Consider the following 23,583-nt stretch of genomic DNA (forward strand, 5'->3'; position numbering starts at 1 on the left):
GCTGCACCTTTGCCATCCCCGCCCCGTTCCGCTAGATTCGGCCTCTGTTCGAGAGGAGGCTGACGTGTCCAGCAAACACTATGATCTGATTGCCATCGGCGGCGGCAGCGGCGGGCTCTCCGCGGCCGAGCGGGCGGCGACCCACGGCGCCCGCTGCGCGGTGGTGGAGGCCGGCCGCATCGGCGGCACCTGCGTCAACGTGGGCTGCGTACCGAAAAAGGTGATGTGGTTCGCCGGCTCCATCGCCCATACCCTGCGCGATGCCGCCGACTACGGCTTCGACGTGCGCAGCGGCGGGCTCGACTGGGGCCGCCTGGTGGCTGCCCGCGAGCGCTACATCGGCAACATCAACACCTGGTACCACGGCTATCTCAAGGATTCCGGCATCGACGAGATCCGGGGTCACGCCCGCTTCCTCGACAGCCGCACCCTCGAGGTGGAGGGCGAACGCTACAGCGCCGATCACATCGTCATCGCCCCGGGCGCCGTACCGCGGCTGCCGTCGATTCCCGGCGCCGAGCTCGGCATCACCTCCGACGGCTTCTTCGCCCTGCAGGCGCAGCCGCGCAAGGTGGCGGTGGTGGGGGCCGGCTACATCGCCGTGGAGCTGGCCGGCGTGCTGCAGGCCCTCGGCTCCGAGGTCACCCTCGTCATCCGCCGCGAACACGTGCTGGACGGCTTCGACGCCCTGCTGCGGGAGACCCTGCTGGAGGTGATGCAGGACGAGGGCATCCAGGTGGTGACCAATACCACGCTCACGGCGGTGGAGCGCAGTGACGACGGTCTCCGGCTGCACTGCGACCACGGCACCGAGCTGGCGGGCTTCGACAGCCTGATCTGGGCCATCGGCCGCGATCCCGCCACCGCGGACCTGAACCTGGAGGCGGCCGGGGTGGAGACCGACGCCAACGGCTTCATCCCCACCGACCCGTTCGAGAACACCAACGTTCCGGGCATCTACGCGGTGGGCGACGTGACCGGCCGGATCGCGCTGACGCCGGTGGCCATCGCCGCCGCCCGCCGCCTGGCCACGCGCCTGTTCGGCGGGCGGCCGGAGCTGAGGCTCGACTACGAGAACGTGCCCACGGTGGTCTTCAGCCACCCGCCCGTCGGTACCGTCGGCCTCACCGAGGCCCAGGCGCTGGAGCGGTTCGGCCCCCAGAGCGTGAAGTGCTACCAGACCAGCTTCACCCCCATGTACGCCGCCCTCACCTCCCACCCCTCCCCCACCGCCATGAAGCTGGTGACCGTGGGGGCGCAGGAGAAGGTGGTGGGCGTGCACATCATCGGGCTGGGCGCCGACGAGATGCTGCAGGGCTTCGCCGTGGCGCTGAAGATGGGCGCCACCAAGGCTGATCTGGACAACACCGTGGCCCTGCACCCCACCAGCGCCGAGGAATTGGTCACCATGCGCTGAGATCTGGAACTAGACAGGATTGACAGGATGTACAGGATTTAAGGAGTTTATCCACGGAGGGGGGAAGCGGGGTGGATCTGACGCACGGCCACGAGGGGCGCCTCTTCGTGGTCGTGTCCTTGCCAAATCAGTGCCGTGTCCTGCACCAGGTTCGTCAGTGGTTGGTCCGAAATGTAGCCGGTTTGTGGTGCCTGACGCGCTTTTCCAAATCCTGTAAATCCTGTCTATTTGTCCCAACTCACCCCCCGCGCAGCATCCGGATCACCGGGGCGGTGTCGGGGCGCACGCCCCGCCACAGGGCGAAGGACTCGGCGGCCTGCTCCACCAGCATGCCCAGGCCGTCGATGACCCGCTCGGCGCCGTGGGCCGCGGCCCAGGTGAGGAATGCGGTGGGCTCGGCCGCGTACATGAGGTCGTAGCACCACGCGCCCGGCGCCAGGCAGCGTCCGGGCAGGGGCGGCACCTGCCCCTGCAGGCTGGCGGCGGTGGCGTTGATGACCAGGTCGAAGCACTCCTCCTCGGCGAGCACGTCGAAACCGCCGCCGCTCACCGGGCCCAGGTCACTGTGGTCCGCCGCCAGCTCCTCGGCCCGCCGGGCGGTGCGGTTGGCGATCACCAGGGCCGCCGGCTTCTCCTCCAGCAGCGGGCCGAGCACGCCGCGGGCGGCGCCACCGGCGCCGAGCAGCAGCAGCCGCCGCCCCGCCACTGCCGCGCCGTGGTTCACGGTCAGGTCACGCACCAGGCCCACCCCGTCGGTGTTGTCGCCGTAACGACGGCCCTCCCCGCCCAGGACGATGGTGTTCACCGCCCGGGCGCGCTCCGCCCGCGGGCTGCGCGAGTCCACGGCCTCCCAGGCTTCCTGCTTGAAGGGCACGGTGATGTTGAGGCCGCGTCCACCCTCGGCCGCGAAGCTCTCCAGGGCGTCCTGGAAGCCGCCCAGCGGGACCAGGATGGCCTCGTAGGTGAGTGCCTGGCCGGTCTGCTCGGCGAAGGCGGCGTGGATACGGGGTGATTTGCTGTGGGCGATGGGATTGCCCATCACCCCATAGCGGTCCACTGGCATGGTCGGTCTCGGCTCAGGCTGAAAAGGGGTTCCTAGTCTAGCAAGGACGGCGGCGGGTTGACCGGGTTACTGGAATTCATTGACAAAAATCAAGTAAATTGTGGGCGCTCGAACTGCCGGCAGTCGCTGCCGGAGCGGGTGGGCGCCAGGACGAGGATGAGGATCGTCAATAACAACAATCGATCGTGAACAACAATCGATCGTGTCAAACCATCCGAAGCGAAATCCTACGAGGGAGTGAACAAGCAATGCGCAAGCTCAACCTTTCCGTGCTGGTCCTGGCTGCGTCCCTGGCCGCCGCCGCCATGCCGACCCTGGCCGCCGATGGTGCCGCCCTGTATGCCCAGAAGACCTGCAACGCCTGCCACGGCGCCGATGCCAAGACCCCCATCATGCCCACCTACCCCAAGATCGCCGGCCAGAACGAGCAGTACCTGGCCGCGCAGATGAAGGACATCAAGAGCGGCGCCCGGGCCAATGGCCAGACCGCCGCCATGAAGCCCATCATGGCCATGGTGAGCGATGAGGAGATCGCCGCCATCGCCGCCTGGCTGGCCACCCAGTAAACATATCCGGCCGTACCCGTTCGCGGGTGCCGGAACCGGGTCCGCCGCAACGACGGGCCCGGTTCCGTTCCGGCCGCCGAATTCCGCCCGAGGGGGAACCATGAGGCGCATGCCGGCATCACTGCCGTGGATTCTTCCGGGCCTGTTCCTGGCCGCCGGGGGCGCTGCGGGCGCCGGCGAGCTGGACGAGGCCCTGCACCGGCAGCCCGTTGCCGGGAATGCCGTCTCCAACTACGAGGTCTGCGCCGCCTGCCACATGCCCGAGGGCTGGGGCACGGTGGATGGCGAGATCCCGCAAATCGCGGGCCAGCACCCGAATGTCATCATCAAGCAGCTGGCGGACATCCGCGGCGGCAACCGGGACAATCCGGGCATGCGCCTGTTCGCCTCGAAGGAGGTCATCGGCGGTCCGCAGGCCATCGCCGATCTCGCCGCCTACATCGCCGCCATGCCCATGACGCCGCGCACCGGCGTCGGTCCGGGTAGCGACCTCCAGCACGGCGCCGTGCTCTATCGCGAGCACTGCGTGCGCTGTCACGGGGAGTATGGCGAGGGTGACGATGCCCGTTTCTACCCGCGCATCCAGGGCCAGCACTACCGCTACATGCTGCGCCAGTTCGAGTGGATCCGGGACGGCAGGCGACGCAATGCCAATCCCGAGATGGTGCGGCAGATCGCCGATTTCAGCGAACGCGACATGAAGGCGGTCATCGACTTCGCCTCGCGCCTGCGGCCCTCGCCCGAGCGGGTGGCGCCGTCCGTCCACTACAGCAACCCCGACCTGCCCTGAGTTGCCGGGGTCCGCTTGAAGGGGACGCCGGCCTCTCCTGGCCGGGGTTGACTTGTGGGCGGAGAGAGGGGGCGTGCGCTTGCCAGCGCCGCCCCGGCGTGGATGATGGGATATGCCTCTTCCGCAACAGCGAGACCGTCCCGTGGAGCCTGCCGCCCTTCCGCCCTCCCCCGCCGCCTGGCTCCGGCATGCGGCGCACCGCATGCCGGAGGCCCCGGCCCTGCACCACGGCCAGGAGGCCTGCAGCTACGCGGACCTGGAGGCACGTGTGGGCGCGCTGGAGCGGCGGCTCGCCGCGTGGAGCGCCGGCGCCGGCGGCGGCCTGGCGGTGCTCAGCCGGGATCGGCTGCTGACCGCCCTGCTCCTGCACGCCGCGCCGCGGGCCGGGCTGCATCTCCTGCCGCTCAACCCCGATCTGCCGGCGGCGCTGCTGGAGCGGCTCCTGCGCCTGGGCGGCGCCACCCGGGCGGTCAGCGACGGCCCCCCTGCGCCGGATGCACTGCCGACCCTGACCGGGGCGCAGCTGCTGAGCGCCGGGCCGGCGTCCGGAACGTTCGTGGCGGAACCGCTGGCGGTGGAGGCGATCCACCTGGTCATCGCCACCAGCGGCAGCAGCGGCGAGCCCAAGGCGGTTCCGCTCAGCGGCCTCAACCTGGCCGCCGCCGTGGCCGGCTCGCGCACGGTGCTGCCCCTGGGGCCCGGGGATGTCTGGCTCGCCTGCCTGCCCCTGTTCCATGTGGGCGGGGCGTCCATCCCCCTGCGGGCCGCGGCGGCGGGAGCCGCCGTGGTGCTGCATCAGCGGTTCGTGCCGGAGGCGGTGCTGGCCGACCTCCACGCGCGGGCCGTGACCCATCTCTCGCTGGTACCGGCCATGCTGGCACGGTTGCTGGAGGTGTCCGGCGGAGCGCCGCCCCGGGGGCTGCGCCACGTGCTGATGGGTGGGGCCGCGCTCCCCGGTCCGCTGGCCGAGCGGGCGCTGGCGGCCGGCTGGCCGCTCTGTGCCAGCTACGGCATGACCGAAGCGGCCTCGCAGGTGGCCACCCGCTGTGGGCTGCGCCCGGGCTGGCGGCCCGGGGACGTGGGATCGCCCCTGCCCGGGATGGAGGTGACGATAGTGCCCGAGCCGGGCGTGGCAACCACAACCGGCGTGGGCCGGATCCGGGTGCGCGGCCCGGCCGTGATGGCAGGCTATGCCGGGGCCGGGCGGCCCACCGGCGCGGGAATCGAGGCGGGGTGGTTCGTTACCGGCGACCTGGGCAGCCTCGCGCCCGACGGCTCGCTCACGGTGCTGGGCCGGGCCGACGAGGTGGTGGTGACCGGTGGGGAGAATGTCCACCCGGCGCAGGTGGAGTCGGCCCTGTCGGGCTGCCCGGGGGTCGTGGAGGCGGCTGTCGTCGCGCTGGACGATCCGGTCTGGGGGGCGCGGCTGGTGGCCTTCGTCACCGGCGCGGCGGATCCCGGGGCGGTGCTGGAGTGGGCCCGCGCCCAACTCCCCTCCCCGTGGCGGCCGCGGGCGGTCCAGCGCCTCGGGGCGCTGCCGCGCAATGCCGCCGGCAAGCTCGACCGGGCGGAACTGCTGCGGCTGGCGGCGCAGTAATCAGGGAGCCGCCGCCGACTTCCGGAAGTCCATCACCTTCAGCGTGCCGTTGAAGAACTGCACGCGGATCTCGGCGTCCTTGTCGCGCCACACCGCGGAGGTACCGGACAGGCCGCCGAGATTGAGGCTGGAGGACTCGGTGGGTTCGCCGAGCAGGGCGTAGACCTGCTGTTCGCTCATCCCGGCTTCCAGCTTGCTGAAGTTCTCCTGGGTCACCTTCGAGCAGGCGGCCAGCAGCCCGGCCAGCAGCAGGGCGGTGATCAGGGTGCGGACGGTGGACAGGCTCATGGGCGTTCCTTGTCGGATTGGGATTCAGGCGAAAGTCTCGGCGGCTGTGTGCGTCCCTGCGCGGGCGCTCAGGCCAGGGCGCGGCGCAGGAAGTCCAGGGTGACCTGCCAGCCGTCCTCGGCGGCGGCGGCATCGAAGCGGGCGCTGCGCGGGTTCACGAAGCCGTGGCCGGCCGCGTAGCTCTTCACTTCCAGCGGCTTGCCGGCCTCGCTCATCAGGGCGCCGAAGCGCTCCATCTTCTCCGGCCAGGTCCGCTCCTGTTCGGCGAACACGGCCAGCACCGGGCCGTTCAGGGTGCGCAGGGACTCCAGGTCGTTGATGAGCCGGCAGTAGAACAGTACCGCGGCATCCACCGTCTCCGGATCCAGGATCGCCGCCTGCAGGGCCTGGTGTCCGCCCAGGGACCAGCCCAGGACCGCCACCCGCGGACTGCCGGCCTTCAGCCGGGCCAGGGCGGTCATCAGCTTGCGATCCGCCACCTCCTGGTCCAGGTTGCGCATCATCTCGCCGGCTTCCTGGGCGTCGGTGGCGTTCTCGCCGTCGTAGAGGTCCACGATCATCACCCGGTAGCCGGCCTCGGCGAGGCGCTCGGCCCAGTTGCGGTTGTAATCGAGCACCCCCCACCAGTCATGCAGGATCATGACGGCGGCCCTGGCATCCTCCGGACCGGCTATCTCGACGTTGAACGGGATACCGTTGTCGGTGGTCAAGGTCATGGCTTTCATCAGGCGAAGATCCTTCCCATGGCTCCATTCCGGCGACGGGCGACAGTATCGCACAAGGTCGCGGAAAGGAAATACCGCCCGCCGGTGCCTGGGCGGTTGCGGATGGCGCCCTTCCCCGACCGGGCCGCTGCGCCTATCATCCGGGAAAAAGCGGTGGCGGACAGGCGTGTTCCGGTGGCGACACCGTCGCGGCACGCCGCATTCGACGGCGGCGCTCCATCCATGTGGCGTCGGCAGGACAATGGGGAGGGGAGCAGGGAATGAACAGGCCAATAGTCCTGGTGGGGGTCGGCGAGATGGGCGGCGTATTCGCACGGGGTTTCCTGCGTGCCGGGCACCCGGTCTTCCCCGTCACCCGCGCCATGGATCTGAATGCCGCGGCGATGGCGGTCCATGATCCGGTCCTGGTGCTGGTGGCGGTGGCCGAGGCGGATCTCCATCCGGTCCTCGCCGAGTTGCCCGAGACCTGGCGCGATCGGGTTGCGCTGCTGCAGAACGAGCTCCTGCCGCGGGACTGGCGGCGCCATGGACTGGAGCACCCAACCGTCATCTCGGTCTGGTTCGAGAAGAAGCGGGGCCGGGAAGTCAAGGTGATCCTCCCCTCCCCCGCCCACGGTCCCGGAGCCGGGTTGCTGGCCACGGCGCTGGAGCGGCTGGACATCCCCGCCCGGGTGCTGGACAGCGAGGCCGAGCTGCTCGAGGAGCTGGTGCTGAAGAACCTCTACATCCTCGTTTCCAACATCTGCGGTCTCGCCGTGGGCGGAACGGTGGGAGAGCTGTGGCAGGCGCACCGGGGGCTGGCGCTGGAGGTGGCCGCCGACGTGCTGGCGCTGCAGGAGCACCTCACCGGCCATGGGCTCGACCATGAGCGCCTGGTGGCGGGGCTGGCCCAGGCCTTCGCCGCCGATGCCTCGCACCAGTGCCAGGGCCGCAGCGCGCCGCAGCGCCTGCAACGCGCCCTGGAGCAGGCGGATGCCGCCGGGCTCGCCGTGCCCGCGCTGCGCCGGATCCGGGCGGAGACCGCCTGACCGGGAGTTGCCGGAGCCCGGGCGGGCGACGGATGAGGCTGGTATCATCCGCGCTCCCGCGATCACCGGAACCGACCGTCATGAACGAGAGCGACAGCCGCCAGCGTTTCCTGCTCGAACGCACCCAGGTCCGTGGCGAACTGGTGAGCCTGGACGCCACCCTGCGCGCGGTCCTGGAGCGCCACCCCTACCCGCCCGCCGTGGCCGGCCTGCTCGGCGAGGCCCTGGCGGCCGCCGCGCTGCTGGCCTCAACCATCAAGTTCGAGGGGGCATTGACCCTCCAGGTGCAGGGCGGCGCGCCGGTGAGCCTGCTGCTGGCCCAGTGCACCAGTCAGGGCGGGCTGCGGGGGCTGGCCCGCTGGCATGGCGAGGCGCCCACCGAACTGCCGCCCCGCTGGCTGGGCGATGCGACCCTGACCCTGACCATCGATCAGCCCCGGACCGGCGAGCGCTACCAGGGCATCGTGGCGGTTGCAGGCGGCGATCTCTCCGCGGCGCTGGAGAGCTACTTCCGGCAGTCGGAGCAGCTCCCCACCCGCGTCTGGCTCGCCAGCAACGAGACGCGTGCCGCGGGGCTGCTGCTGCAGCGCCTGCCGGGCACGGAAGCGGATGCCGATGCCTGGGACCGGGCCGCGCAGCTGGCGGAAACGCTCACCCGCGGCGAGCTGCTGGAACTGCCGGGCTCGGAGGTCCGCCGACGGCTGTTCCACGAGGAGGATGTGCGGGTGTTCGAGCCCGAGCCGGTCAGCTTCCGCTGCGGCTGCTCCCGGGAGCGGGTGGCTGAAACCCTTGTCTCCCTCGGTCGGGAGGAGCTGCAGTCCATCCTCGCCGATACGGGCCGGGTGGAGGTCCACTGCGAGTTCTGCAACCACGGCTACCACTTCGACGCCGTGGACGTGGAGGCCCTGTTCGCTGGCGCCCAGGCCGCGGCGCCGACCACGAAACAGTAGCCAATTTCGTTGAAAGGATGTCTTTATGTCCTGATTTGCGCCGATCCTCGGAAATAGCATCGCTGAGGCGCGCGCCCGGCGCGGTCGCCGCCAGATCCGCTCACAGCTGCTCCAGCAGGATCGCCGCGGCCTCGTCGGCGCCGGTGGGGCGGGGCGGGAGAGGCGCCGGCCGGGCCCACAGTTCCTCCAGCTCCGCGGCCAGCCCGCCGCCCGCCAGGGCCGCCTGCGGTATCTCCCGGCTGCGGCCGTGGGCCTCCAGCCAGGCCACCAGCTCCGGCTGCTCGGGCCAGCCATCCCGGTCCGCGTAGAGCACCGGCACGCCGGCGCAGGCGGCCTCCACGAAGATGCCGTAGCCCGGCTTGGTCACCAGGGCGTCGCAACTCGCCAGCAGATCGCTGAACGGCAGGTCGATGCTCTCCTGGGCCAGTCCCGCCGGCTGGGAATCGAGCCATGCCGCCGGGGCCACCCAGCGGATGCCGGGCAATCGCGGCCAGCGCCGCAGCGACAGGGTGCCGGGCGTTCCGCCCAGGTTGACCAGGACCCAGCGCTCGCCTGCATCCAGCCCCAGGCGGCGACAGGTCTCCGCCTTGCGGTTGCCGCCGCTGGCCGCAATGGGGCCCACGCGCCGACGGCGGGGGAGATCCGCCATGGGCATGCTCGGGGTCGGCTGGATGAAGCACGCCGCACCCCGGTAGGCATTCCGCAACTGCGCCTCCACCACGTCGGCGCCGGGCCGGCCGCGGCAGTAGTGGGCGTAGATGTCCGCCCAGTTGAGGGAGCAGAGCGCCAGCGCGGGCGTGCCGGCGTGAGCCGCCGCGGCCAGTGGCAGGTGCCCCACGTTGCTGAGCACCAGGTCCGGTCCCAGCGCGGCCAGGCGGGCCGCCTCGCGCTTCACGCTGACCATCCAGTCGCGATGCAGGGCCCGGTAGGCCGCGGCGCTGGCCTCCACGTCCACCGCCAGGGCGGAGCGCATGGCCATGCCGGGATCCGCGGCGCCGGGCTGGAGTTCGAAGGGTTCCGGCAGGCGCTGGCGGAGCAGGGCGGCCGGCAGTCTGCTCCAGACCGTGAGCCGCAGTGCCGGCAATCGCTCCCGCAGGGCATGGAGGACCGGCGCGGTCTGGGCCAGGTGGCCGTAGCCGTGGGCGGTGATGCAGGCCAGGAGGTGGGGCATGAATCGGGTGATGGGTGAAGGGTGATGGGAGGTAGTTTACGATTGTTTTCCGTTTTCCGTTTTCCGTTTTCCGTTTTCCGTTTTCCGTTTTCCGGAATCACGGAATCGCCACCCCCAGTCCGGGGGCGGAGGGGAGGCTGAGCCAGCCGGCGGCGGGGGAGGGGGCGGGAGCCAGGTCACGGGCGAACCAGGCGCCGGTGGCGAGGCCGTGGGCGCGGCGTGACGCCGGGTCCACGGCGGCGGCGAGCTGGGCCGCCGCCCAGGCGCCGACGGCGCTCTCCAGCGTGGTGGTGACCACGCATTCGCAGCCGGCGGCCCGGGCCTGCGCCGCCAGTGCCAGTGCCGGCCGCAGCCCGCCCAGGGTGGCGGGCTTCAGCACCAGCCGCCGCACCGGGAGGGGGACCGGCGGCGTGCCGCCGGCCAGGGACTCGTCCAGGGCCAGGGGGAAGCCGGCGTCACCCTGCAGCCGGGCGAGCCGCTCCGGGTCCGGGTGCCGCAGCGGCTCCTCCAGCGATTCCACCGGCAGCGCCCGGCAGCCGGCGATGAAGGCCGCGGCCGCCGGCTCGTTCCAGGCGCCGTTGGCATCCAGCCGCAGGGTCGCGCCGGGGGGGAGTCCCGCGGCGATCCGTGCCAGGGCGGCCAGCTCCTCCGTCACCGGCGCCAGTCCCACCTTGAGCTTCAGGACCGTGAAGCCATGGCCGGCGGCGGCTGCCGCCCGGGCCCGCGCGCCGGCGTCCAGGGGGCCGAGGGCGGCGTTGACCCGCACCCGGTCGGGTGCGCCGGCGTCCAGCAGCCGGCGCAGCGGGAGCCCCGCGGTCTGCGCCTGCAGGTCGAGCAGGGCGGCTTCCAGCGCCGCGCGGGCCGCCGGAGGGCCGGCGGGGAGGGCGCTCAGCGCCTGCGGCGGCGTCTGGCCGGGCAGGGCGCGGGCAAGCAGCCGCAACGCCTGGCCGGCGCGTTCCGGGAGCTCGGTGCCCGCTTCCGGCAGGGGTGCGCAGTCGCCGAGTCCGGTCCGGTCGCGGGCGTCGATGAGCCGGACCAGCCAGCCGCTGCGGTGCCGGATCGCGCCCCGGGCGCTCCGCCATTCCCGCCGCAGGGGCAGGTGGTAGGGCAGCAGTTCGAAGCGGACGATGAGGGTGTCGGCGGGCATGGAGCGCATTGTGGAGCGCCGCAACGGGGAGGGCAACGCATCCCGTCCGGGAGTCGGCCGGCCTATACTTTCTGACGGGTACGGCAATGTACAGGAGGTACGCCATGCGACGCCGTCACTTCAACACCCTGCTGCTCGGAGCCCTGTTCGCCGGGACCCTCGGCGGTTGCGTTGGCGTCTACACCGGCCCGGGTCCCCGCTACCGGCCGCCGCCCCATGCGCCGGCCCACGGCTATCGCTACCGTTTCGACGACGGGCTGATCATCGTCTTCGACTCCGGGCTCGGGCTCTACATCGTCGACCGGCATCCCGGCTGGTACTGGTACGACGGACATTTCTACCGTCGCCAGCGCGACCGCTGGGATTTCAGTCCGCGCTTCGACGGCCCCTGGCACCCGGTGCCCCATGACCGGCTGCCGCCCGGGCTGCGCCGGCGTTACCGGCGTGACGGGGATGGGCGTTACCGGGACGAGCGTGATCGGCGCAGGTAGGCGGGTGTCGGGAACTCACTCCGGTCCCGGCTCGCGCAGGAGGGCCCTGAGCCCGGTTTCGATGGCCTCGGCCCGGGCGTCCCCGGCGTGGGTCTCGCCCACCAGGACGTGGCGGATGCGTCCGCCCTTGTCCACCAGGTAGAAGGCCGGCCAGTAGCGGTTGCCCAGGGCGCGCCAGTAGGCGAAATCGTTGTCCATCATCACCGGGTGGTGGAGGCCGAACTCGGCGATCTTGGCGCGGACCCGCTCCGGGTCCTTCTCGTGTTCGAACTCGGGCGAGTGAATGCCCACCACCTGGAAGGGTTCTCCCCCGAGTTCCCGCTCCAGGCCCTTCAGCCACGGAAAGGAGCGGTAGCAGTTCCAGCAGCCGAAGGTCCATACGTCCAGCAGGACCACCTTCCCGCGCAGATCGGCGCGGGTCAGGGGCGGGGAGTTGAACCAGTCCGCGGGCGTGTCCCGGGTGAACTCCGGCAGCTGCCGCGGCGCATCGCCGGCGACGGTCGCGGCGGGGAGCGTGGCGGCCAGCATGGCGGCGGCCAGCCAGGCCGGCAGACGGCCGCTCCGCCGCGCAGTGGAGGACAGGTCGTGTTGTTCCATGAGGAGCTCCCGGTGAGAGTGGTCTGGCTGTGGAGGAGACCGGAGTTCGGGCCGCTGGCTTTCCGCCGGCGGGATTGCCCCCAGGCCCGGGGAGTGCAACGCTGGCGGCAACGTTCATGAGTCCATCCCCATCCGAACCGCGGGAACCGCCTCCGCGCCACGCCCTGCCGGCGGGCATCTGGGTTCTCGGCTTCGGCTCGCTGTTCATGGACATCTCCTCGGAGCTGATCCACAGCCTGCTGCCGGTGTTCATGGCCACGGTGCTGGGCGCCGGGATGGCCACCATCGGGGTGGTGGAGGGCATGGCCGAGGCCGCGGCCGCCATCACCCGCGTCTTTTCGGGCACCCTGAGCGACTACCTGGGCCGGCGCAAGTTCCTGCTGCTGCTCGGCTACGGGCTCGCCGCCTGCACCAAGCCCCTGTTTCCCCTGGCCACCTCCATCACCACCGTGTTCACGGCCCGGTTCATCGACCGGGTGGGCAAGGGCATCCGCGGGGCGCCCCGCGATGCGCTGGTGGCCGACATCACGCCGCCGCGGCTGCGCGGTGCGGCCTACGGCCTGCGCCAGGCGCTCGACTCCGTCGGCGCCTTCCTCGGCCCGCTGCTGGCCCTGGCATTCATGGCCTGGTTCGCCGGGGACATCACCGCGGTGCTGTGGGTGGGCGTGGTGCCGGCCTTCCTCGCCGTCACCCTGCTGGCCGTGGCGGTGCGCGAGCCGCAGCGGAAGCCCGCGGCGACGGGGCCGCGGCCCCCGTTCACCCTCACCGCGGCCCGGCGGCTGGAGCGGAGCTACTGGTGGGTGGTGGGACTGGGGGCGGTCTTCACCCTGGCCCGCTTCAGCGAGGCGTTCCTGGTGCTGCGGGCCGTGGACGCGGGGTTGGCGGTCGCCCGGGTGCCGCTGGTGATGGTGATCATGAGCGGGGTCTACGCCCTGGTCTCCTATCCCGCGGGCGTGGCCGCCGACCGTCTCAGCCGGCGCACCCTGCTGCTGGCGGGGCTCGGGGCGCTGATCCTGGCCGACGGCGTGCTGGCCGCCGCGGCCACTCCGGGGTGCGTGTTCGCCGGAGCGGCCCTCTGGGGCGTGCACATGGGTCTCACCCAGGGACTGTTCTCGAAGCTGGTGGCCGATACCGCGCCGGCCGACCTGCGCGGGACCGCCTTCGGCCTGTTCAACCTGGTCGGTGGCGTGGCGCTGCTGCTGGCGAGCGTCATCGCGGGGATGCTCTGGAGCCTGCTCGGCCCCGCCGCCACCTTCCTGGCGGGAGCCGCCTTCGCCACGCTCGCGGGCGTGGGCTTGCTGGCCTACCGCGGGCCTGCCCGGTAGCCGGCGCGCGGTGTCTGCGCGCCCGTTGCCGTCTTCCACCACCACAGGCGGATCAGGACCAGCAGCGCGCCCGCGGCGAAACCCGCTCCATGGGCGATGGGGGTGCTCGGCCACAGGGTCCGGGTGAAGAGCGCCTCGCCGGCCCCGATCTCCACGACGATCTTCGCCAGCGCTCCGGCCGCCACCAGCGGAATCACCGGGGAGCGCAGCTCCCGCCACCAGGCGGCGAGGCCCGCGGCGAGCAGGGCGTTGAGAATGCCCGACAGGCCGCAGTAGCGCGCCAGCCCCGATCCGGTCAGCAGCCAGAGGTCGACGGCGGCGGTTCCGGCGAGGAGGGCGAGGGGGAGGAGGCGGCCGAGTTTCGGCTCGAACAGCAGGCCCAGGCACAGCAGGCCGAGAATGTCCCAGCCCGCGTGGCTCCCGTCGGCATGCACCCAGTGGCCGCTCAGCAGTCGCCACCACTCCCCCTGGACGATGGCGGCGCGGTCGTAGACCAGGGCCCCGGGGGCCGGCCCCGCCAGCAGGTAGAGGGCCAGGGCGAGGCCGGCGAGGAGGAGGGTGCGCCACGGCAGTGCGGGGCTGCCATGGCGCAGCGGGCGGAACCGGCGCCCGTTCATCGGGCCCGCGCCTCCCGGCGCCGCGCCCGCAGGCCGATCCAGGCCAGGGGCAGGAGCAGGAGCAGGCTCCAGGGGTCCAGCGCGCCGCCGCCATTGCCGAAGCCGGGGCGGCTGCCGCTGAACAGGGGCTGCCCCGCGTCAGCCCGGCGGGACTGCACCGGCTGTCCGGCGCGGGCGGCCCGGGCGGCGCGCTCCAGTTCCCGGCGCTCCTGGTTGCGCCGCTCGATGCCCAGTTCCCGGAACACCTCGTCGCGCACCACCACCATGGAGGTGTAGTCGGAGACCAGGCCGTACTCCAGTGCCAGGTCGGTGGCGGCCCGCTTCAGATCCGCCTGTTCGCCGAAATCGGCCATCTCCGCCTGCAGGTCCTCGATGGTGGCGTAGGCCCAGAGCCGCTCGATCTCGGGGTTGGACCCGCTTCGGGCCGGAAACCCGAAGCGGGTGCGGTACTCCTTCGGCTGGCCGGAGATGCGCGCCTTGAGGCGCACGTCCGCCGGGCCGTCGCCCCAGTAGTGGCCGAGCAGCACCAGCTGCTGGCCGCGGTAGAGGCTGCCGATCGCCCGCGGGGTGATGTCGGCGGTCCGGATTCCGTCGATACCGAGCTCCACCCCGTGCAGCGCCTCATGGGAGACCTTGCTGGTGGCGGCGAGGAGCTGGCCGACGATGTCATCGCTGTTGGAGATGTTGACGGCGAAGCCGTGGGAGGCACGGGTGAGGGATTCCAGCAGCGGCCGGTTGGCGCTGTTGCCCATGATGAAGGTGAACAGCCGCACATCCCTGCGCCCGATCAGCTCGAGGAATTTCCGCTGCCCGGTCTCGCCCACGTTGGCCACCCCGTCGGTGACCAGAACCAGGCCGCTGGTGCGGTCGGCCTCCAGGGCGCCGAGGCCCTCCTTCAGGCCGGCGTAGAGGTTGGTGCTGCCGCCGGGCTGGATGCGGCCCACCGCGTCCGCGTAGCGGCCCACCTGCCCGGGTGTCGCCGGCACGTAGCCGCCGGTGAGCTCCCGGGCGTTGTCATTGAACAGAATGATGCGGAAGCGATCGGCGGGGGTGAGGCGGCCCAGCGCCCGCTGGACGCCGTCGGCCAGGGTGGCGTACTTGCCCGCCATGGAGCCGGAGACATCGAGAATGAAGATCCAGTCGCGGCCCTCGCGGATGGGTTGCAGGTCCTCCCCCGGGGTCACCACCAGCATGAAGGTGCCCCGTTTCGCCCCGGCGGGACGGTGGGTCACCAGGTCCACGCTGCCGGGCAGGCCGGCGGCGTGGCGCCAGTAGACGACGATGTCCTGGTCCAGGGTGTAGACGGCGCCGCCGGTGGTTGCGGCGGCGCCTTCCTTCGCGGCGCCCGCCCCTCCGGCGAGTGAGGCCGTCCACTCCCCCGCGCCCAGTTGCCGGATCTGCGCCTGGCCCTGGTTGGGCAGGCGCAGCGCCTCCACGGGATAGCTGGAGCGGAGCTTGAAGTCGAAGCTGAAGTTGCCGGTGACCTTGTCGTTGGCGGTCCAGAAGGCCAGTTTCCGATCGTCCACCCCGCCCTCCTCGAGGGGGTAGACATAGCGGCCGATGCCTGTGTCCACCGCGGCGGGCTGCAGGTAGACCAGGCGGATGCGGGTATCCTGGCCCGCGCGCACCGGGTGGACGTGGATGTCGAAGGTCCGGTAGCCGTCCTTCTCGGCGAGGCCGGCATCGCGGCCGGCCCGCTTCTCCTGTTCGTAGACCGTCCGGGCCTGTGCCTGCTCGAGCACCTCGCCGGTCACCGGCTGGCCGTCGATCCAGAGGGTGAATTCCGCCACCGCGCCGTGGGCGGGGACGGGGAAGGAGTAGATGGCCTCCAGGTCGCGGTCGTGGGGGTTGTGGAAAACCTGTTCGACGGTGGTGATGGCGTAGCTGTCCTCGATGATCACCTCCACCCGGTGATCGCGGATCTCGAGCGGCGGCAGGCTGCCGTCGGCGGGTGTGAGCAGGCCCGCGGCCTGGAGGTTTCCGGCCAGGAGCAGGAGTCCCAGCAGCAGCAGGCGGGAAAGGCGTGAGGGTTTTATCGGTTGCATGGCGAGTACCTCCAGATGACCGGGAACTTAATTGAACGCCGTTCATTTAACGCCCTGCAAAAAGCCCGTCATGGGCTTGGGGCGAATCAATTGAACGATGTTCAGTTAAAACGCTAGCGTATAATTGAACATTGTTCAATAGTCGCGTAGAGTTGTTTTCAGCGTTCCGCATCCAAATCCGCCATGGCCCGACGCAGCGATCACAGCCGAGAACAAATCCGCGAGATGGCCCTGAATGCCGCCGAGGCCATCGTGCGCGAGGAGGGGATCCCGCATCTCAGCGCCCGCCGCATCGCCAGGGCCATCGGCTACACGGTCGGCACCCTCTACCTGGTGTTCGAGAACCTCGATGACCTCATCCTGCAGGTGAACGCCCGCACCCTCGACGAGCTCTACGGCGAAATCGAGGCGGCGGGGGTGACCGCGCCCGATCCCGAGGCCTGCCTGCTGGCCATGGGGCGGGTCTACGTGGAGTTCGCCGCCCGCAATCCCCAGCGCTGGGCGCTGATCTTCGAGCGCCAGGGGGGCGAGACGGAAGCGGTGCCGGAGTGGTTCCAGGCGCGCATCGGGCGGATGTTCGGCCTGCTGGAGGAGGTGCTGGCCCGGCTGGGCGGCAGGCACGGGCCGGAGGAGCGGAAAACGGCGGCCCGCGCACTCTGGGGCGGGGTGCACGGGATCTGTATCCTGGCCATGACGCGCAAGCTGGCACTGGGTGGCGAGGTGTCGGTCCGCACCGTCACCGATTCATTGATCCGCAACTACCTGGCCGGTTATGCCGCCGCCGGCTGACGGGCGGGTCCGGCGCCCGGCGGCGGCAACCCTGCCCGGTACCGTGAGGGGAGAGGCATGACACCGGGCAGGTGGCTGCTGGTCTGGGCCGTCGTGGCATTCGGAGCCTTCCAGTGGTGGCAGGGGCGCCCGGTCGCCACCGCCGCCGGCGTTCTCGTCCCGGCGGAACCCCGCCAGGCACCCATGGCGGAGGCGTCCGCCTTCCGCCACGGCGACTACACCGTCCAGCCCCTGGCGTCCTTCGCCGCCGAGGCGCGGGTGCTCTCCCGGGAGCGCTACTGGCTGGGCCGCGAGGCGGCGCTGGCGCCGGTGGACCTGCTCCTGGGCTGGGGTCCGCTGTCCGACTCCTCCGTTCTGGGGCGGCTCAGCTTCAGCCAGTCGAACCGTTTCGGCTACTGGTCCGCGCGGGAACTGCCGGTGGCCGAGCGCACCATCGTCACCCACAGCGCCAACATGCATCTCATCCCCGCCGACGGGGAGGTGGAACGGCGGATCAAGGACGTCCGGCCCGGGGAGGTGGTGAGCCTGCGGGGCTACCTGGTGCGGGTGGAGGCGGCGGACGGCTGGCGCTGGCAGAGCTCGCTCAGCCGGGAGGACAGCGGTGCCGGGGCCTGTGAGCTGGTGTGGGTGGAGTCGTTCCGGGTCCTGCCGGCCGGCCGGGCCGCGGGAGGATGAGGCGGCCCGTTCACTCCGGCGGGGTCACAGCAGCAGCCCGATGCTCAGCAGCAGGCCGAAGCCGGTCTGGAACTGGGCGGTCTGGGCCAGCAGGCGGTTGAAGCCGGGGCCCGGGGGATCGCGGAAGAAGCGCCACAGCAGGCGTCCGGCCCAGGGCAGCAGGAGCAGCGGGAGCAGCCCGCCGGGACTCTCGAGGCTGCCGGAAAGCAGTGGCAGGAGGAGGAATGGCGTGGCCATCAGGGCGGCGTACTCCAGCCGGGTGGCCGGCCGGCCCAGCACCACGGCCAGGGTCTGGCGCCCGGCGCGCCGATCGGCGTCGAGATCGCGGTAGTTGTTCACCACCAGGACGGCGGCGGCCAGCAGTCCCAGGGCCGTGCCGGCGAGGAAGGCGCTCCAGCTCAGCGCCCCGGTCTGCAGGTAGTAGCTGCCCATCACCGCGCCGAGGCCGAAGAACAGCCACACGAACAGCTCGCTCACCCCAGTGGTGTAGGCGAGGGGGCGGGGGCCGCCGGTGTAGGCCCAGCCCGAGATCAGCGACAGCAGGCCCAGCGCCACGATGGGCCAGCCTCCCACCCAGGCCAGGTAGATGCCGAGCAGGAAGGCGGCGCCGAAGCTGAGCCAGGCCGCCCCCTTGACCTGGCCGGCGCTGAACCACCCCGCCGCGGTGGCGCGCAGGGGGCCGATCCGGTCGGGCGTGTCCGCCCCGCGCTCGAAGTCGGCGGCGTCGTTGTAGAGGTTGGTGCCCGCCTGGATCAGCACCGCCGCCAGCAGGGCCGCGAGCGCCGGCCCCCAGGCGAACAGCCCCGCGTCCACCCAGGCCAGCGCGGTGCCGGTCACCACCGGCGTGGCCGCCAGGGTCAGGGTCTTGGGGCGGGCGGCCAGCAGCCAGCGCCGCAGGGGCTGCCCGTCCTCGTTGCGTGTCATGGATCAGTCGTTCCCTTCGGGATTGCCGGCCTCCGTGCCGTAGTGGTTCGCCAGATCCGCCTGGCGGTGACCGGAGGGCGCCGCGCAGGCCGCCTCCCGCAGCAGCACCGTTTCCTGCCGGTCGCGTCCGGGCAACTCCATCCCCCCCTGTTCCCGGGTGGACATGGCGTCGTGCCGGCGCGGCCCCGCCCGGCTCGTTGCCGAGGGCCCCGGGCCGGGCCCGGGAGACCCGGTAGTGTACCGCGGGATGGCCCGCGATGGTCCCCCCGGTACCCATCCCTCCCCGGTCGATTGCGCCTGCCCGCCCGCCGCGGTTCAGGGCCGGCGCGGAAAGCGGCGGAAATCCGGCGGACGCTTCTCGAGGAAGGCGTTGCGTCCCTCCTGGCCCTCCGGTGTCTGGTAGAACAGGCCGGTGGCGTTCCCGGCCAGTTCCTGGATGCCGGTCAGGCCGTCGATATCGGCATTGAAGCCGGCCTTGATCAGGCGCAGCGCCATGGGCGAGAGGGCCAGCATGTCCCGGCACCACTGCAGCGTCTCCTCCTCCAGCTCCTCCAGCGGCACCACCGTGTTCACCAGCCCCATCTCCAGGGCCGCGCGGGCGTCGTACTGGCGGCACAGGAACCAGATCTCCTTGGCCTTCTTGAGGCCGATGGTGCGGGCCAGCAGGCCGGCGCCGTAGCCGGCGTCGAAGCTGCCCACCTTCGGCCCGGTCTGGCCGAAGCGGGCGTTGTCCGCGGCGATGGTGAGATCGCAGACCAGGTGCAGGACGTGCCCGCCACCGATGCACCAGCCGGCCACCATGGCCACCACCGGCTTGGGCAGGGTTCGGATCTGGCGCTGCAGGTCGAGCACGTTGAGATGCTGGGTACCGCCGCCGTCGCGGTAGCCCTCCTCACCGCGCACGCGCTGGTCGCCGCCGGAGCAGAAGGCGCGGCCGCCGGCGCCGGTCAGGATGATGACCCCGACGCCGGGATCGTGGTGGGCGTGGTGGAAGGCGTCGATCAGCTCGCGCACCGTCTCCGGACGGAAGGCGTTGTGGACCTCCGGCCGGTTGATGGTGATGCGGGCGATGCCCTCGGCCTGGTGGTAGAGGATGTCCTCGAACTTCAGGGTGTCGACGGTGTTCCAGTCCACGGCGGGCTCCTGTGCGGTTCCATGGTCGAATCGGGTCGGGGGGAGATTACCCGGGCCATCAGTCGGCGGCGACGGCGGCGAAGTAATCCCGCCGGGCGGCGTGGCTGGCCGCACCGTCCACCACCAGTTCCACCAGCGCGGCGCCCGGCCGGGCCAAAATGCCGGCCAGTGCGGTCGGCTCGCCGGCGTCGACGCGGTGGTGGGGCAGTCCGAACAGGGTGGCGACGGCGCGGAAATCGAGCGCGACGGGCGTCAGCCAGGCCGATTCGAACTCCGGCAGATCGGCCTGGGGCAGCTGGCGGAAGATCGCCCCCCCGCCGTTGTTCACCACCAGCAGCCGCAGACCCAGGGCGGCGGCGCCGTGGAGGGCGTTGAGGTCGTGGTAGCAGGTGAGATCGCCCACCAGCGCCGTGGCCGGCCGTGCCCGGTCCGCCGCGGCCAGGCCCAGGGCGGTGGAGAGGTTGCCGTCGATGCCGCTGGCGCCCCGGTTGGCGTGGAAGCGCAGCCGGCGCGCACCGGTTCCGGAGAAGGCGTCCAGGTCGCGAATCGGCAGCGAATTGCCCACGAACAGGGCGGCGCCGTCGGGCAGCGCGCCCAGGAGCGACTCCAGCAGGCGCGCCTCGGCGGGGGCGCGCCCGGCGGCAAGGGCCAGCGCGCGCGCCTCCTCGGCCTTGAACCCCGCCAGCCACTCCGCCGGGGCCGGATCCGGTTCCGCAGCGGTGAGCGCACCGGCCAGCCAGGCGGGATCGGCGCGCAGCAGGGCGGTGGCGCGGTGCTGGGGATCGGGCCAGCGGCCGTGATCGGCCACCAGCCACTGTTCGGCCTGCTCCAGACCCTCCAGGTAGCCGGCCAGGGCCTTGGAGACCGGGGGGTCGCCGCAGCGCAGCACCCACGCCGGCCGGCATGCCGCGGTGAAGGCGGTCCGGCGCAGGAAGGCGTCGTAGCGGGCCAGCACCGGCTCCCGGTCGTGGGGTCCGAAGCGCAGCCCCGACAGCGGGTCGGCCAGGATCGGGCAGCCCAGCTGCCGGGCCAGGCGGGTGATCGCCGCCGGGAAAGCGACCGGAAAGGGGCCGCGGCCGGCCACGATGAGGCCCGGCCGGCCGGACAGGGCCGCGGCCAGCGCCGCCGTCTCCCTGGCCGGCAGGGTGGTCACCGGCTGTGGCGCCCTGGGCGCCGGCCGGGGCGGGGGAAGGGCGGGAGTGGGATCGGCGGGTACCAGCGGCTCGCGCAGCGGCTGGTTCAGGTGGATCGGGCCGGCGAGGGGCCAGCGGCTGGCCGCCACCGCCCGGGCCGCGGCGGCCCGCAGGGCGGCGACCACGGCGGGCTCGGCGGTGGGCAGGGGCAGTCCCTGCTGTTGGCGCACCCGATCGCCGAACAGCTTCACCTGGTCGATGGCCTGGTTGGCGCCGCAGCCGATGAGCTCCGGCGGCCGGTCCGCGGAGAGCAGGACCAGCGGCACCCGGTCCAGATCGGCCTCCACCACCGCCGGCAGCCAGTTGGCCACGGCCGTGCCGGAGGTGGCCACCACCAGGGCCGGTGCCCCGCCCGCCCGGGCCAGCCCCAGGGCGAAGAAGGCCGCGCCCCGTTCATCCACCCGGACATGGGTCGTGATATCCGGGTGCCGGAGGCAGGCCAGCGTCAACGGGGTGGAGCGCGAGCCCGGCGAGAGCACCGCGTGGCGCACCCCGGCGCCCGCCAGTGTGTCCACCAGGGTCCAGGCCCAGCGCAGGTTGAGGGCGCCGTGATCGCTCAATGGAGACTCCGTGGATTCGGCATCGGTGACTGGTGACTGGTGACTGGTAATGGGGAATTATGCCCTTATCCCTTATCCCTTATCCCTTATCCCTTATCCCTTATCCCTTATCCACTGTCACTCACCCGTCCGCCAGCACTTCCAGCATCGCCTGCAGCTTGAGCTCGGTCTCCTCCAGCTCCCCGGCGGAATCGGAGTCGGCCACGATCCCGGCGCCGGCGAACAGTTCCGCCCGCGCGCCCTGGACCAGGGCACAGCGCAGGATGACGCTCAGCTCCCCGTCGCCGGCCGCGTCCATCCAGCCGGCCGCACCGGTGTACCAGCCGCGCTCGCTTTCCCCGTGGTCCCGCAGCCAGGCCATGGCTGCGGGACGGGGCGTGCCGCCGACCGCGGGAGTGGGGTGGAGCAGGCCGGCCAGGTCGAGCAGGCCGGCGCCGTTGCGGAGGTGTCCCCGGACCGGGGTCCACAGGTGCTGCAGGGAGCGCAGCTTCGCCAGCACCGGTGCCGCGGGCGCCGCCACGTCTTCGCACAGGGGCCCCAGGGCGGCGGCCACCGCCTCCACCACCAGGCGATGTTCGGCCCGGGACTTGGGGTCGGCGAGTAGGCGCTCGCCCAGCTCGCTGTCCACGCGCTCGTCGGGGGCCCTGGGGATGGTGCCGGCCAGGGCGTCGCTTTCCACCTCGCTTCCGGTGAGCACCGCCAGCCGTTCCGGGGTGGCCGCCAGCAGGGTGGTGGTTGCCATGCTGATGGCCAGGTGGGTGCAGCAGGGGTGGCGGTAGGCCAGTGCCGCCAGCAGGCGCGGCAGCTGCAGGTCATGGGGCGCCTGGACCCGCACCCGGCGGCTGAGCACCACCTTTTCGAGCTGTCCGGCCGCCATGTCCGCCTGGGCCGCCGCCACGCGGGCGAGCCACTCTCCGTCCCCGGGCTCCCACGCGGTACGCGCCAGCGGGGTCGGGCAGGCGGCGGGTTGTGCCGGTTCGCGCAGCGTCCGCAGCAGGTCGTCCAGCCGGGCGCACCAGCTGTCCGCCAACTGGGCCGCGGCGCTGGCCGCCGGCCAGGGGGTGGTGAAGGTGATGCCGTAGGTGTCCCCGTTGCGTTGCAGCAGCAGCTCCGGTACCTGGGCCATGGCATTGGGAAACTCCGACCACGGCCCGCCGCAGGGGTCGTCGGCAGCGAAGGCGAAGGCGAGGAAGGCGTGCGGCGCCAGGGCCAGCCCGTCGGGGTTCAGGTGCCGCCAGTGGCTGCGCCAGCGCCCCAGGGTCCGCTCCAGCAGCGGCAGGCGTTGGCTGCCCTCGGCGGTGAACCGGGCGGCGTGGCCGGCGCCCAGCCGGTACTGGCTCCGGGCGGGCCGGGCCCAGTAGACGCCGCCGTCCCCCGCCGGGGCGGGGTGCAGGTCCCGCAGCTCGGGCCACGGCACGGTCACGCTCAGCAGGGCGTCGGGAGGTTCGATCGGTGCGCTGGCCAGCAGGGCCTGCAGGCGTCGGCGCAGCGGCGCATAGCGGTTTTCCGGGAAGGTCATGGGTTATCGGGTCGGGATCGGGCGCTCGACGGTCAGTGTGCTGTCCCACCCCGGGAGGCGCATTCAGCCGGCCGTTGCGGGGCCTGCCGCGGAGATGCGCCCGCTCGATAAGCGCCTCCCCGGGTGAAACAGCTCGCTAGTGTAGAGATGGCCAGGCTCCACTGGTTTGACCGAGGTCATGGTTGCCGGGCCTGCGTGGCCTGTTTGTGCGCGTGCAGGTCGATTCATCTGACTTATGTGCGGGATTTTCCCTGAGATTTGACCTCTTCTACCCGGCCGAGTAGTTGCGCAGCCGCTGCACATCCAGGATGTGGACGGTGGCGCCCTCCACCTGCAGCAGGCCGTCGCGGGCCAGCGACTGGAGAATGCGGGAGAAGGTCTCCGGCTTGATAGACAGTCGCGAGGCGATAATGTTCTTGGGCGTATCCAGGCGCAGGTCCGCCTCGCCCGCCTCGAGCTCCGGCGGCAGCTCGTGAATCAGGAAGTGGACCAGGCGGTAGGTGGCGTTCTGCAGGGTGAGCTCGTCGATCTCCTTGATGCGCCAGTGCAGGCGCATGCTCATGCCGCCCAGCAGGCGCAGGCAGGTGGCCGGGGATTCGCGCAGCAGGGCGAGGTAGACGTTGCTGTCGAAGCTCAACAGGGTGGTGGGCATGATGGCCTGGGAGGTGACCGGGTAGCGGTGGGTCTCCATGAACATCACCGCCTCGGCGAAGGTGTGCCCCGCCTTGATGATCTCCACCACCTTCTCGTCGCCGTTGGGCGAGAGCAGGAACAGCTTCATCTGTCCCTCGCTCACATAGTAGAAGCGCTCCGCCCGCTGGCCCTGCTCGAACAGGGTCTGGCTCTCTTCCAGGTGCAGCACCACCATGCTGCGCTGTACCCGCTCCAGCTGCCTGGGATCGAGGCTGGCGAAGAGGTGGATATGCTTGAGGTCTTCTATGTCCGCCGTGTGGTTCTGCATCGGGTTCGCTC

The 23,583-nt window shown here is 71.7% G+C and carries 24 protein-coding genes; 10 read left to right on the top strand and 14 right to left on the bottom strand.

The window, feature by feature from the left end:
• The first annotated feature begins 64 nt into the window (after positions 1 to 64).
• Positions 65 to 1,417 carry a glutathione-disulfide reductase gene (gene gorA / locus DFQ59_RS01190; RefSeq protein ID WP_114277839.1) on the top strand — a complete coding sequence of 451 codons (1,353 nt, stop codon included), beginning with the start codon at positions 65 to 67 and terminating at the stop codon, positions 1,415 to 1,417.
• Between the two features lie 238 nt (positions 1,418 to 1,655).
• Here gorA and aroE read toward each other — a convergent pair whose 3' ends face one another.
• Positions 1,656 to 2,480 carry a shikimate dehydrogenase gene (aroE, locus tag DFQ59_RS01195; RefSeq protein WP_114277840.1) on the bottom strand — a complete coding sequence of 275 codons (825 nt, stop codon included), beginning with the start codon at positions 2,478 to 2,480 and terminating at the stop codon, positions 1,656 to 1,658.
• A gap of 248 nt (positions 2,481 to 2,728) precedes the next feature.
• Here aroE and DFQ59_RS01200 point away from each other — a divergent pair, with 248 nt between their 5' ends.
• From DFQ59_RS01200 to DFQ59_RS01210, 3 genes are all read left to right on the top strand, one after another.
• Positions 2,729 to 3,046: a c-type cytochrome gene (locus DFQ59_RS01200; RefSeq protein WP_114277841.1), complete on the top strand. Its 318-nt coding sequence runs from the start codon at positions 2,729 to 2,731 to the stop codon at positions 3,044 to 3,046.
• Between the two features lie 109 nt (positions 3,047 to 3,155).
• Positions 3,156 to 3,836: a c-type cytochrome gene (locus DFQ59_RS01205; RefSeq protein ID WP_211314732.1), complete on the top strand. Its 681-nt coding sequence runs from the start codon at positions 3,156 to 3,158 to the stop codon at positions 3,834 to 3,836.
• A 142-nt stretch (positions 3,837 to 3,978) separates the two neighbouring features.
• Positions 3,979 to 5,433 carry a class I adenylate-forming enzyme family protein gene (locus DFQ59_RS01210; RefSeq protein ID WP_211314733.1) on the top strand — a complete coding sequence of 485 codons (1,455 nt, stop codon included), beginning with the start codon at positions 3,979 to 3,981 and terminating at the stop codon, positions 5,431 to 5,433.
• On the opposite strand, the gene bamE is transcribed toward DFQ59_RS01210, so the two are convergent.
• A complete protein-coding gene (gene bamE / locus DFQ59_RS01215; protein ID WP_114277844.1) occupies positions 5,434 to 5,721 on the bottom strand; it encodes an outer membrane protein assembly factor BamE domain-containing protein in 288 nt (95 codons plus the stop codon). It lies immediately after the preceding gene.
• A 68-nt stretch (positions 5,722 to 5,789) separates the two neighbouring features.
• The gene (locus tag DFQ59_RS01220; protein WP_114277845.1) at positions 5,790 to 6,446 is read right to left on the bottom strand and encodes a dienelactone hydrolase family protein; all 657 of its coding nucleotides are present in this window, start codon (positions 6,444 to 6,446) and stop codon (positions 5,790 to 5,792) included.
• A gap of 260 nt (positions 6,447 to 6,706) precedes the next feature.
• Between DFQ59_RS01220 and DFQ59_RS01225 the strand changes: the two genes are divergently transcribed.
• Both DFQ59_RS01225 and hslO read left to right on the top strand, forming a co-directional pair.
• Positions 6,707 to 7,474: a protein kinase family protein gene (locus DFQ59_RS01225; protein WP_114277846.1), complete on the top strand. Its 768-nt coding sequence runs from the start codon at positions 6,707 to 6,709 to the stop codon at positions 7,472 to 7,474.
• 80 nt (positions 7,475 to 7,554) lie between these two features.
• The gene (gene hslO / locus DFQ59_RS01230; protein WP_114277847.1) at positions 7,555 to 8,424 is read left to right on the top strand and encodes an Hsp33 family molecular chaperone HslO; all 870 of its coding nucleotides are present in this window, start codon (positions 7,555 to 7,557) and stop codon (positions 8,422 to 8,424) included.
• A gap of 100 nt (positions 8,425 to 8,524) precedes the next feature.
• Here the strand turns inward: hslO and DFQ59_RS01235 are convergent, their stop codons facing one another.
• Both DFQ59_RS01235 and menC read right to left on the bottom strand, forming a co-directional pair.
• Entirely contained in the window at positions 8,525 to 9,595 is a 1,071-nt protein-coding gene (locus tag DFQ59_RS01235; RefSeq protein ID WP_114277848.1) for a hypothetical protein, read from the bottom strand.
• A 97-nt stretch (positions 9,596 to 9,692) separates the two neighbouring features.
• A complete protein-coding gene (gene menC / locus DFQ59_RS01240) occupies positions 9,693 to 10,751 on the bottom strand; it encodes an o-succinylbenzoate synthase (RefSeq protein WP_281268223.1) in 1,059 nt (352 codons plus the stop codon).
• Positions 10,752 to 10,846: 95 nt separating this feature from the next.
• On the opposite strand from menC, the gene DFQ59_RS01245 reads away from it, so the two are divergent.
• The gene (locus DFQ59_RS01245; RefSeq protein WP_114277849.1) at positions 10,847 to 11,233 is read left to right on the top strand and encodes a hypothetical protein; all 387 of its coding nucleotides are present in this window, start codon (positions 10,847 to 10,849) and stop codon (positions 11,231 to 11,233) included.
• 15 nt (positions 11,234 to 11,248) lie between these two features.
• On the opposite strand, the gene DFQ59_RS01250 is transcribed toward DFQ59_RS01245, so the two are convergent.
• Positions 11,249 to 11,830 carry a redoxin family protein gene (locus DFQ59_RS01250; protein ID WP_114277850.1) on the bottom strand — a complete coding sequence of 194 codons (582 nt, stop codon included), beginning with the start codon at positions 11,828 to 11,830 and terminating at the stop codon, positions 11,249 to 11,251.
• A 116-nt stretch (positions 11,831 to 11,946) separates the two neighbouring features.
• Between DFQ59_RS01250 and DFQ59_RS01255 the strand changes: the two genes are divergently transcribed.
• A complete protein-coding gene (locus DFQ59_RS01255) occupies positions 11,947 to 13,155 on the top strand; it encodes an MFS transporter (protein ID WP_114277851.1) in 1,209 nt (402 codons plus the stop codon).
• Here the strand turns inward: DFQ59_RS01255 and rrtA are convergent.
• The gene (gene rrtA / locus DFQ59_RS01260; protein ID WP_114277852.1) at positions 13,134 to 13,772 is read right to left on the bottom strand and encodes a rhombosortase; all 639 of its coding nucleotides are present in this window, start codon (positions 13,770 to 13,772) and stop codon (positions 13,134 to 13,136) included. The genes DFQ59_RS01255 and rrtA overlap by 22 nt on opposite strands.
• A complete protein-coding gene (locus tag DFQ59_RS01265; RefSeq protein ID WP_114277853.1) occupies positions 13,769 to 15,817 on the bottom strand; it encodes a VIT and vWA domain-containing protein in 2,049 nt (682 codons plus the stop codon). The genes rrtA and DFQ59_RS01265 overlap by 4 nt, the downstream gene beginning before the upstream one ends.
• A gap of 225 nt (positions 15,818 to 16,042) precedes the next feature.
• On the opposite strand from DFQ59_RS01265, the gene DFQ59_RS01270 reads away from it, so the two are divergent.
• Both DFQ59_RS01270 and DFQ59_RS01275 read left to right on the top strand, forming a co-directional pair.
• Positions 16,043 to 16,606, top strand: a complete 564-nt coding sequence (locus DFQ59_RS01270; protein WP_170141985.1) for a TetR/AcrR family transcriptional regulator — start codon at positions 16,043 to 16,045, stop codon at positions 16,604 to 16,606.
• 57 nt (positions 16,607 to 16,663) lie between these two features.
• A complete protein-coding gene (locus tag DFQ59_RS01275; protein ID WP_114277855.1) occupies positions 16,664 to 17,281 on the top strand; it encodes a hypothetical protein in 618 nt (205 codons plus the stop codon).
• 24 nt (positions 17,282 to 17,305) lie between these two features.
• Here the strand turns inward: DFQ59_RS01275 and DFQ59_RS01280 are convergent, their stop codons facing one another.
• The 6 genes from DFQ59_RS01280 to DFQ59_RS01300 form a co-directional block, all read right to left on the bottom strand.
• A complete protein-coding gene (locus tag DFQ59_RS01280; protein ID WP_211314734.1) occupies positions 17,306 to 18,205 on the bottom strand; it encodes a 1,4-dihydroxy-2-naphthoate polyprenyltransferase in 900 nt (299 codons plus the stop codon).
• 3 nt (positions 18,206 to 18,208) lie between these two features.
• Positions 18,209 to 18,370 (bottom strand): hypothetical protein, encoded by a 162-nt coding sequence (locus DFQ59_RS19680; protein WP_170141986.1) that lies wholly within the window; start codon positions 18,368 to 18,370, stop codon positions 18,209 to 18,211.
• Positions 18,371 to 18,520: 150 nt separating this feature from the next.
• A complete protein-coding gene (gene menB, locus DFQ59_RS01285) occupies positions 18,521 to 19,339 on the bottom strand; it encodes a 1,4-dihydroxy-2-naphthoyl-CoA synthase (protein WP_114277856.1) in 819 nt (272 codons plus the stop codon).
• A 58-nt stretch (positions 19,340 to 19,397) separates the two neighbouring features.
• Positions 19,398 to 21,092 carry a 2-succinyl-5-enolpyruvyl-6-hydroxy-3-cyclohexene-1-carboxylic-acid synthase gene (gene menD / locus DFQ59_RS01290; protein WP_114277857.1) on the bottom strand — a complete coding sequence of 565 codons (1,695 nt, stop codon included), beginning with the start codon at positions 21,090 to 21,092 and terminating at the stop codon, positions 19,398 to 19,400.
• A gap of 121 nt (positions 21,093 to 21,213) precedes the next feature.
• Positions 21,214 to 22,611, bottom strand: coding sequence for an isochorismate synthase (locus DFQ59_RS01295; RefSeq protein ID WP_114277858.1), 1,398 nt, complete (start codon positions 22,609 to 22,611; stop codon positions 21,214 to 21,216).
• 268 nt (positions 22,612 to 22,879) lie between these two features.
• Positions 22,880 to 23,572, bottom strand: a complete 693-nt coding sequence (locus DFQ59_RS01300; RefSeq protein WP_114277859.1) for a Crp/Fnr family transcriptional regulator — start codon at positions 23,570 to 23,572, stop codon at positions 22,880 to 22,882.
• Between the last annotated feature and the right edge of the window lie 11 nt (positions 23,573 to 23,583).

This window comes from Thioalbus denitrificans (assembly GCF_003337735.1).
In the GTDB taxonomy this organism is placed as follows: Bacteria; Pseudomonadota; Gammaproteobacteria; order DSM-26407; family DSM-26407; genus Thioalbus; species Thioalbus denitrificans.

Excerpts from the sequence above, each read along its gene's own strand:
- DFQ59_RS19680 (WP_170141986.1), bottom strand. The coding sequence starts at position 18,370 with ATGTCCACCCGGGAACAGGGGGGGATGGAGTTGCCCGGACGCGACCGG.
- rrtA (WP_114277852.1), bottom strand. The coding sequence starts at position 13,772 with ATGAACGGGCGCCGGTTCCGCCCGCTGCGCCATGGCAGCCCCGCACTG.
- DFQ59_RS01280 (WP_211314734.1), bottom strand. The coding sequence starts at position 18,205 with ATGACACGCAACGAGGACGGGCAGCCCCTGCGGCGCTGGCTGCTGGCC.
- DFQ59_RS01200 (WP_114277841.1), top strand. The coding sequence starts at position 2,729 with ATGCGCAAGCTCAACCTTTCCGTGCTGGTCCTGGCTGCGTCCCTGGCC.
- DFQ59_RS01275 (WP_114277855.1), top strand. The coding sequence starts at position 16,664 with ATGACACCGGGCAGGTGGCTGCTGGTCTGGGCCGTCGTGGCATTCGGA.
- bamE (WP_114277844.1), bottom strand. The coding sequence starts at position 5,721 with ATGAGCCTGTCCACCGTCCGCACCCTGATCACCGCCCTGCTGCTGGCC.
- hslO (WP_114277847.1), top strand. The coding sequence starts at position 7,555 with ATGAACGAGAGCGACAGCCGCCAGCGTTTCCTGCTCGAACGCACCCAG.
- DFQ59_RS01255 (WP_114277851.1), top strand. The coding sequence starts at position 11,947 with ATGAGTCCATCCCCATCCGAACCGCGGGAACCGCCTCCGCGCCACGCC.
- DFQ59_RS01250 (WP_114277850.1), bottom strand. The coding sequence starts at position 11,830 with ATGGAACAACACGACCTGTCCTCCACTGCGCGGCGGAGCGGCCGTCTG.
- DFQ59_RS01300 (WP_114277859.1), bottom strand. The coding sequence starts at position 23,572 with ATGCAGAACCACACGGCGGACATAGAAGACCTCAAGCATATCCACCTC.
- DFQ59_RS01245 (WP_114277849.1), top strand. The coding sequence starts at position 10,847 with ATGCGACGCCGTCACTTCAACACCCTGCTGCTCGGAGCCCTGTTCGCC.
- DFQ59_RS01235 (WP_114277848.1), bottom strand. The coding sequence starts at position 9,595 with ATGCCCCACCTCCTGGCCTGCATCACCGCCCACGGCTACGGCCACCTG.
- DFQ59_RS01270 (WP_170141985.1), top strand. The coding sequence starts at position 16,043 with ATGGCCCTGAATGCCGCCGAGGCCATCGTGCGCGAGGAGGGGATCCCG.
- DFQ59_RS01225 (WP_114277846.1), top strand. The coding sequence starts at position 6,707 with ATGAACAGGCCAATAGTCCTGGTGGGGGTCGGCGAGATGGGCGGCGTA.
- DFQ59_RS01265 (WP_114277853.1), bottom strand. The coding sequence starts at position 15,817 with ATGCAACCGATAAAACCCTCACGCCTTTCCCGCCTGCTGCTGCTGGGA.
- DFQ59_RS01295 (WP_114277858.1), bottom strand. The coding sequence starts at position 22,611 with ATGACCTTCCCGGAAAACCGCTATGCGCCGCTGCGCCGACGCCTGCAG.
- menC (WP_281268223.1), bottom strand. The coding sequence starts at position 10,751 with ATGCGCTCCATGCCCGCCGACACCCTCATCGTCCGCTTCGAACTGCTG.
- DFQ59_RS01220 (WP_114277845.1), bottom strand. The coding sequence starts at position 6,446 with ATGAAAGCCATGACCTTGACCACCGACAACGGTATCCCGTTCAACGTC.
- aroE (WP_114277840.1), bottom strand. The coding sequence starts at position 2,480 with ATGCCAGTGGACCGCTATGGGGTGATGGGCAATCCCATCGCCCACAGC.
- DFQ59_RS01205 (WP_211314732.1), top strand. The coding sequence starts at position 3,156 with ATGCCGGCATCACTGCCGTGGATTCTTCCGGGCCTGTTCCTGGCCGCC.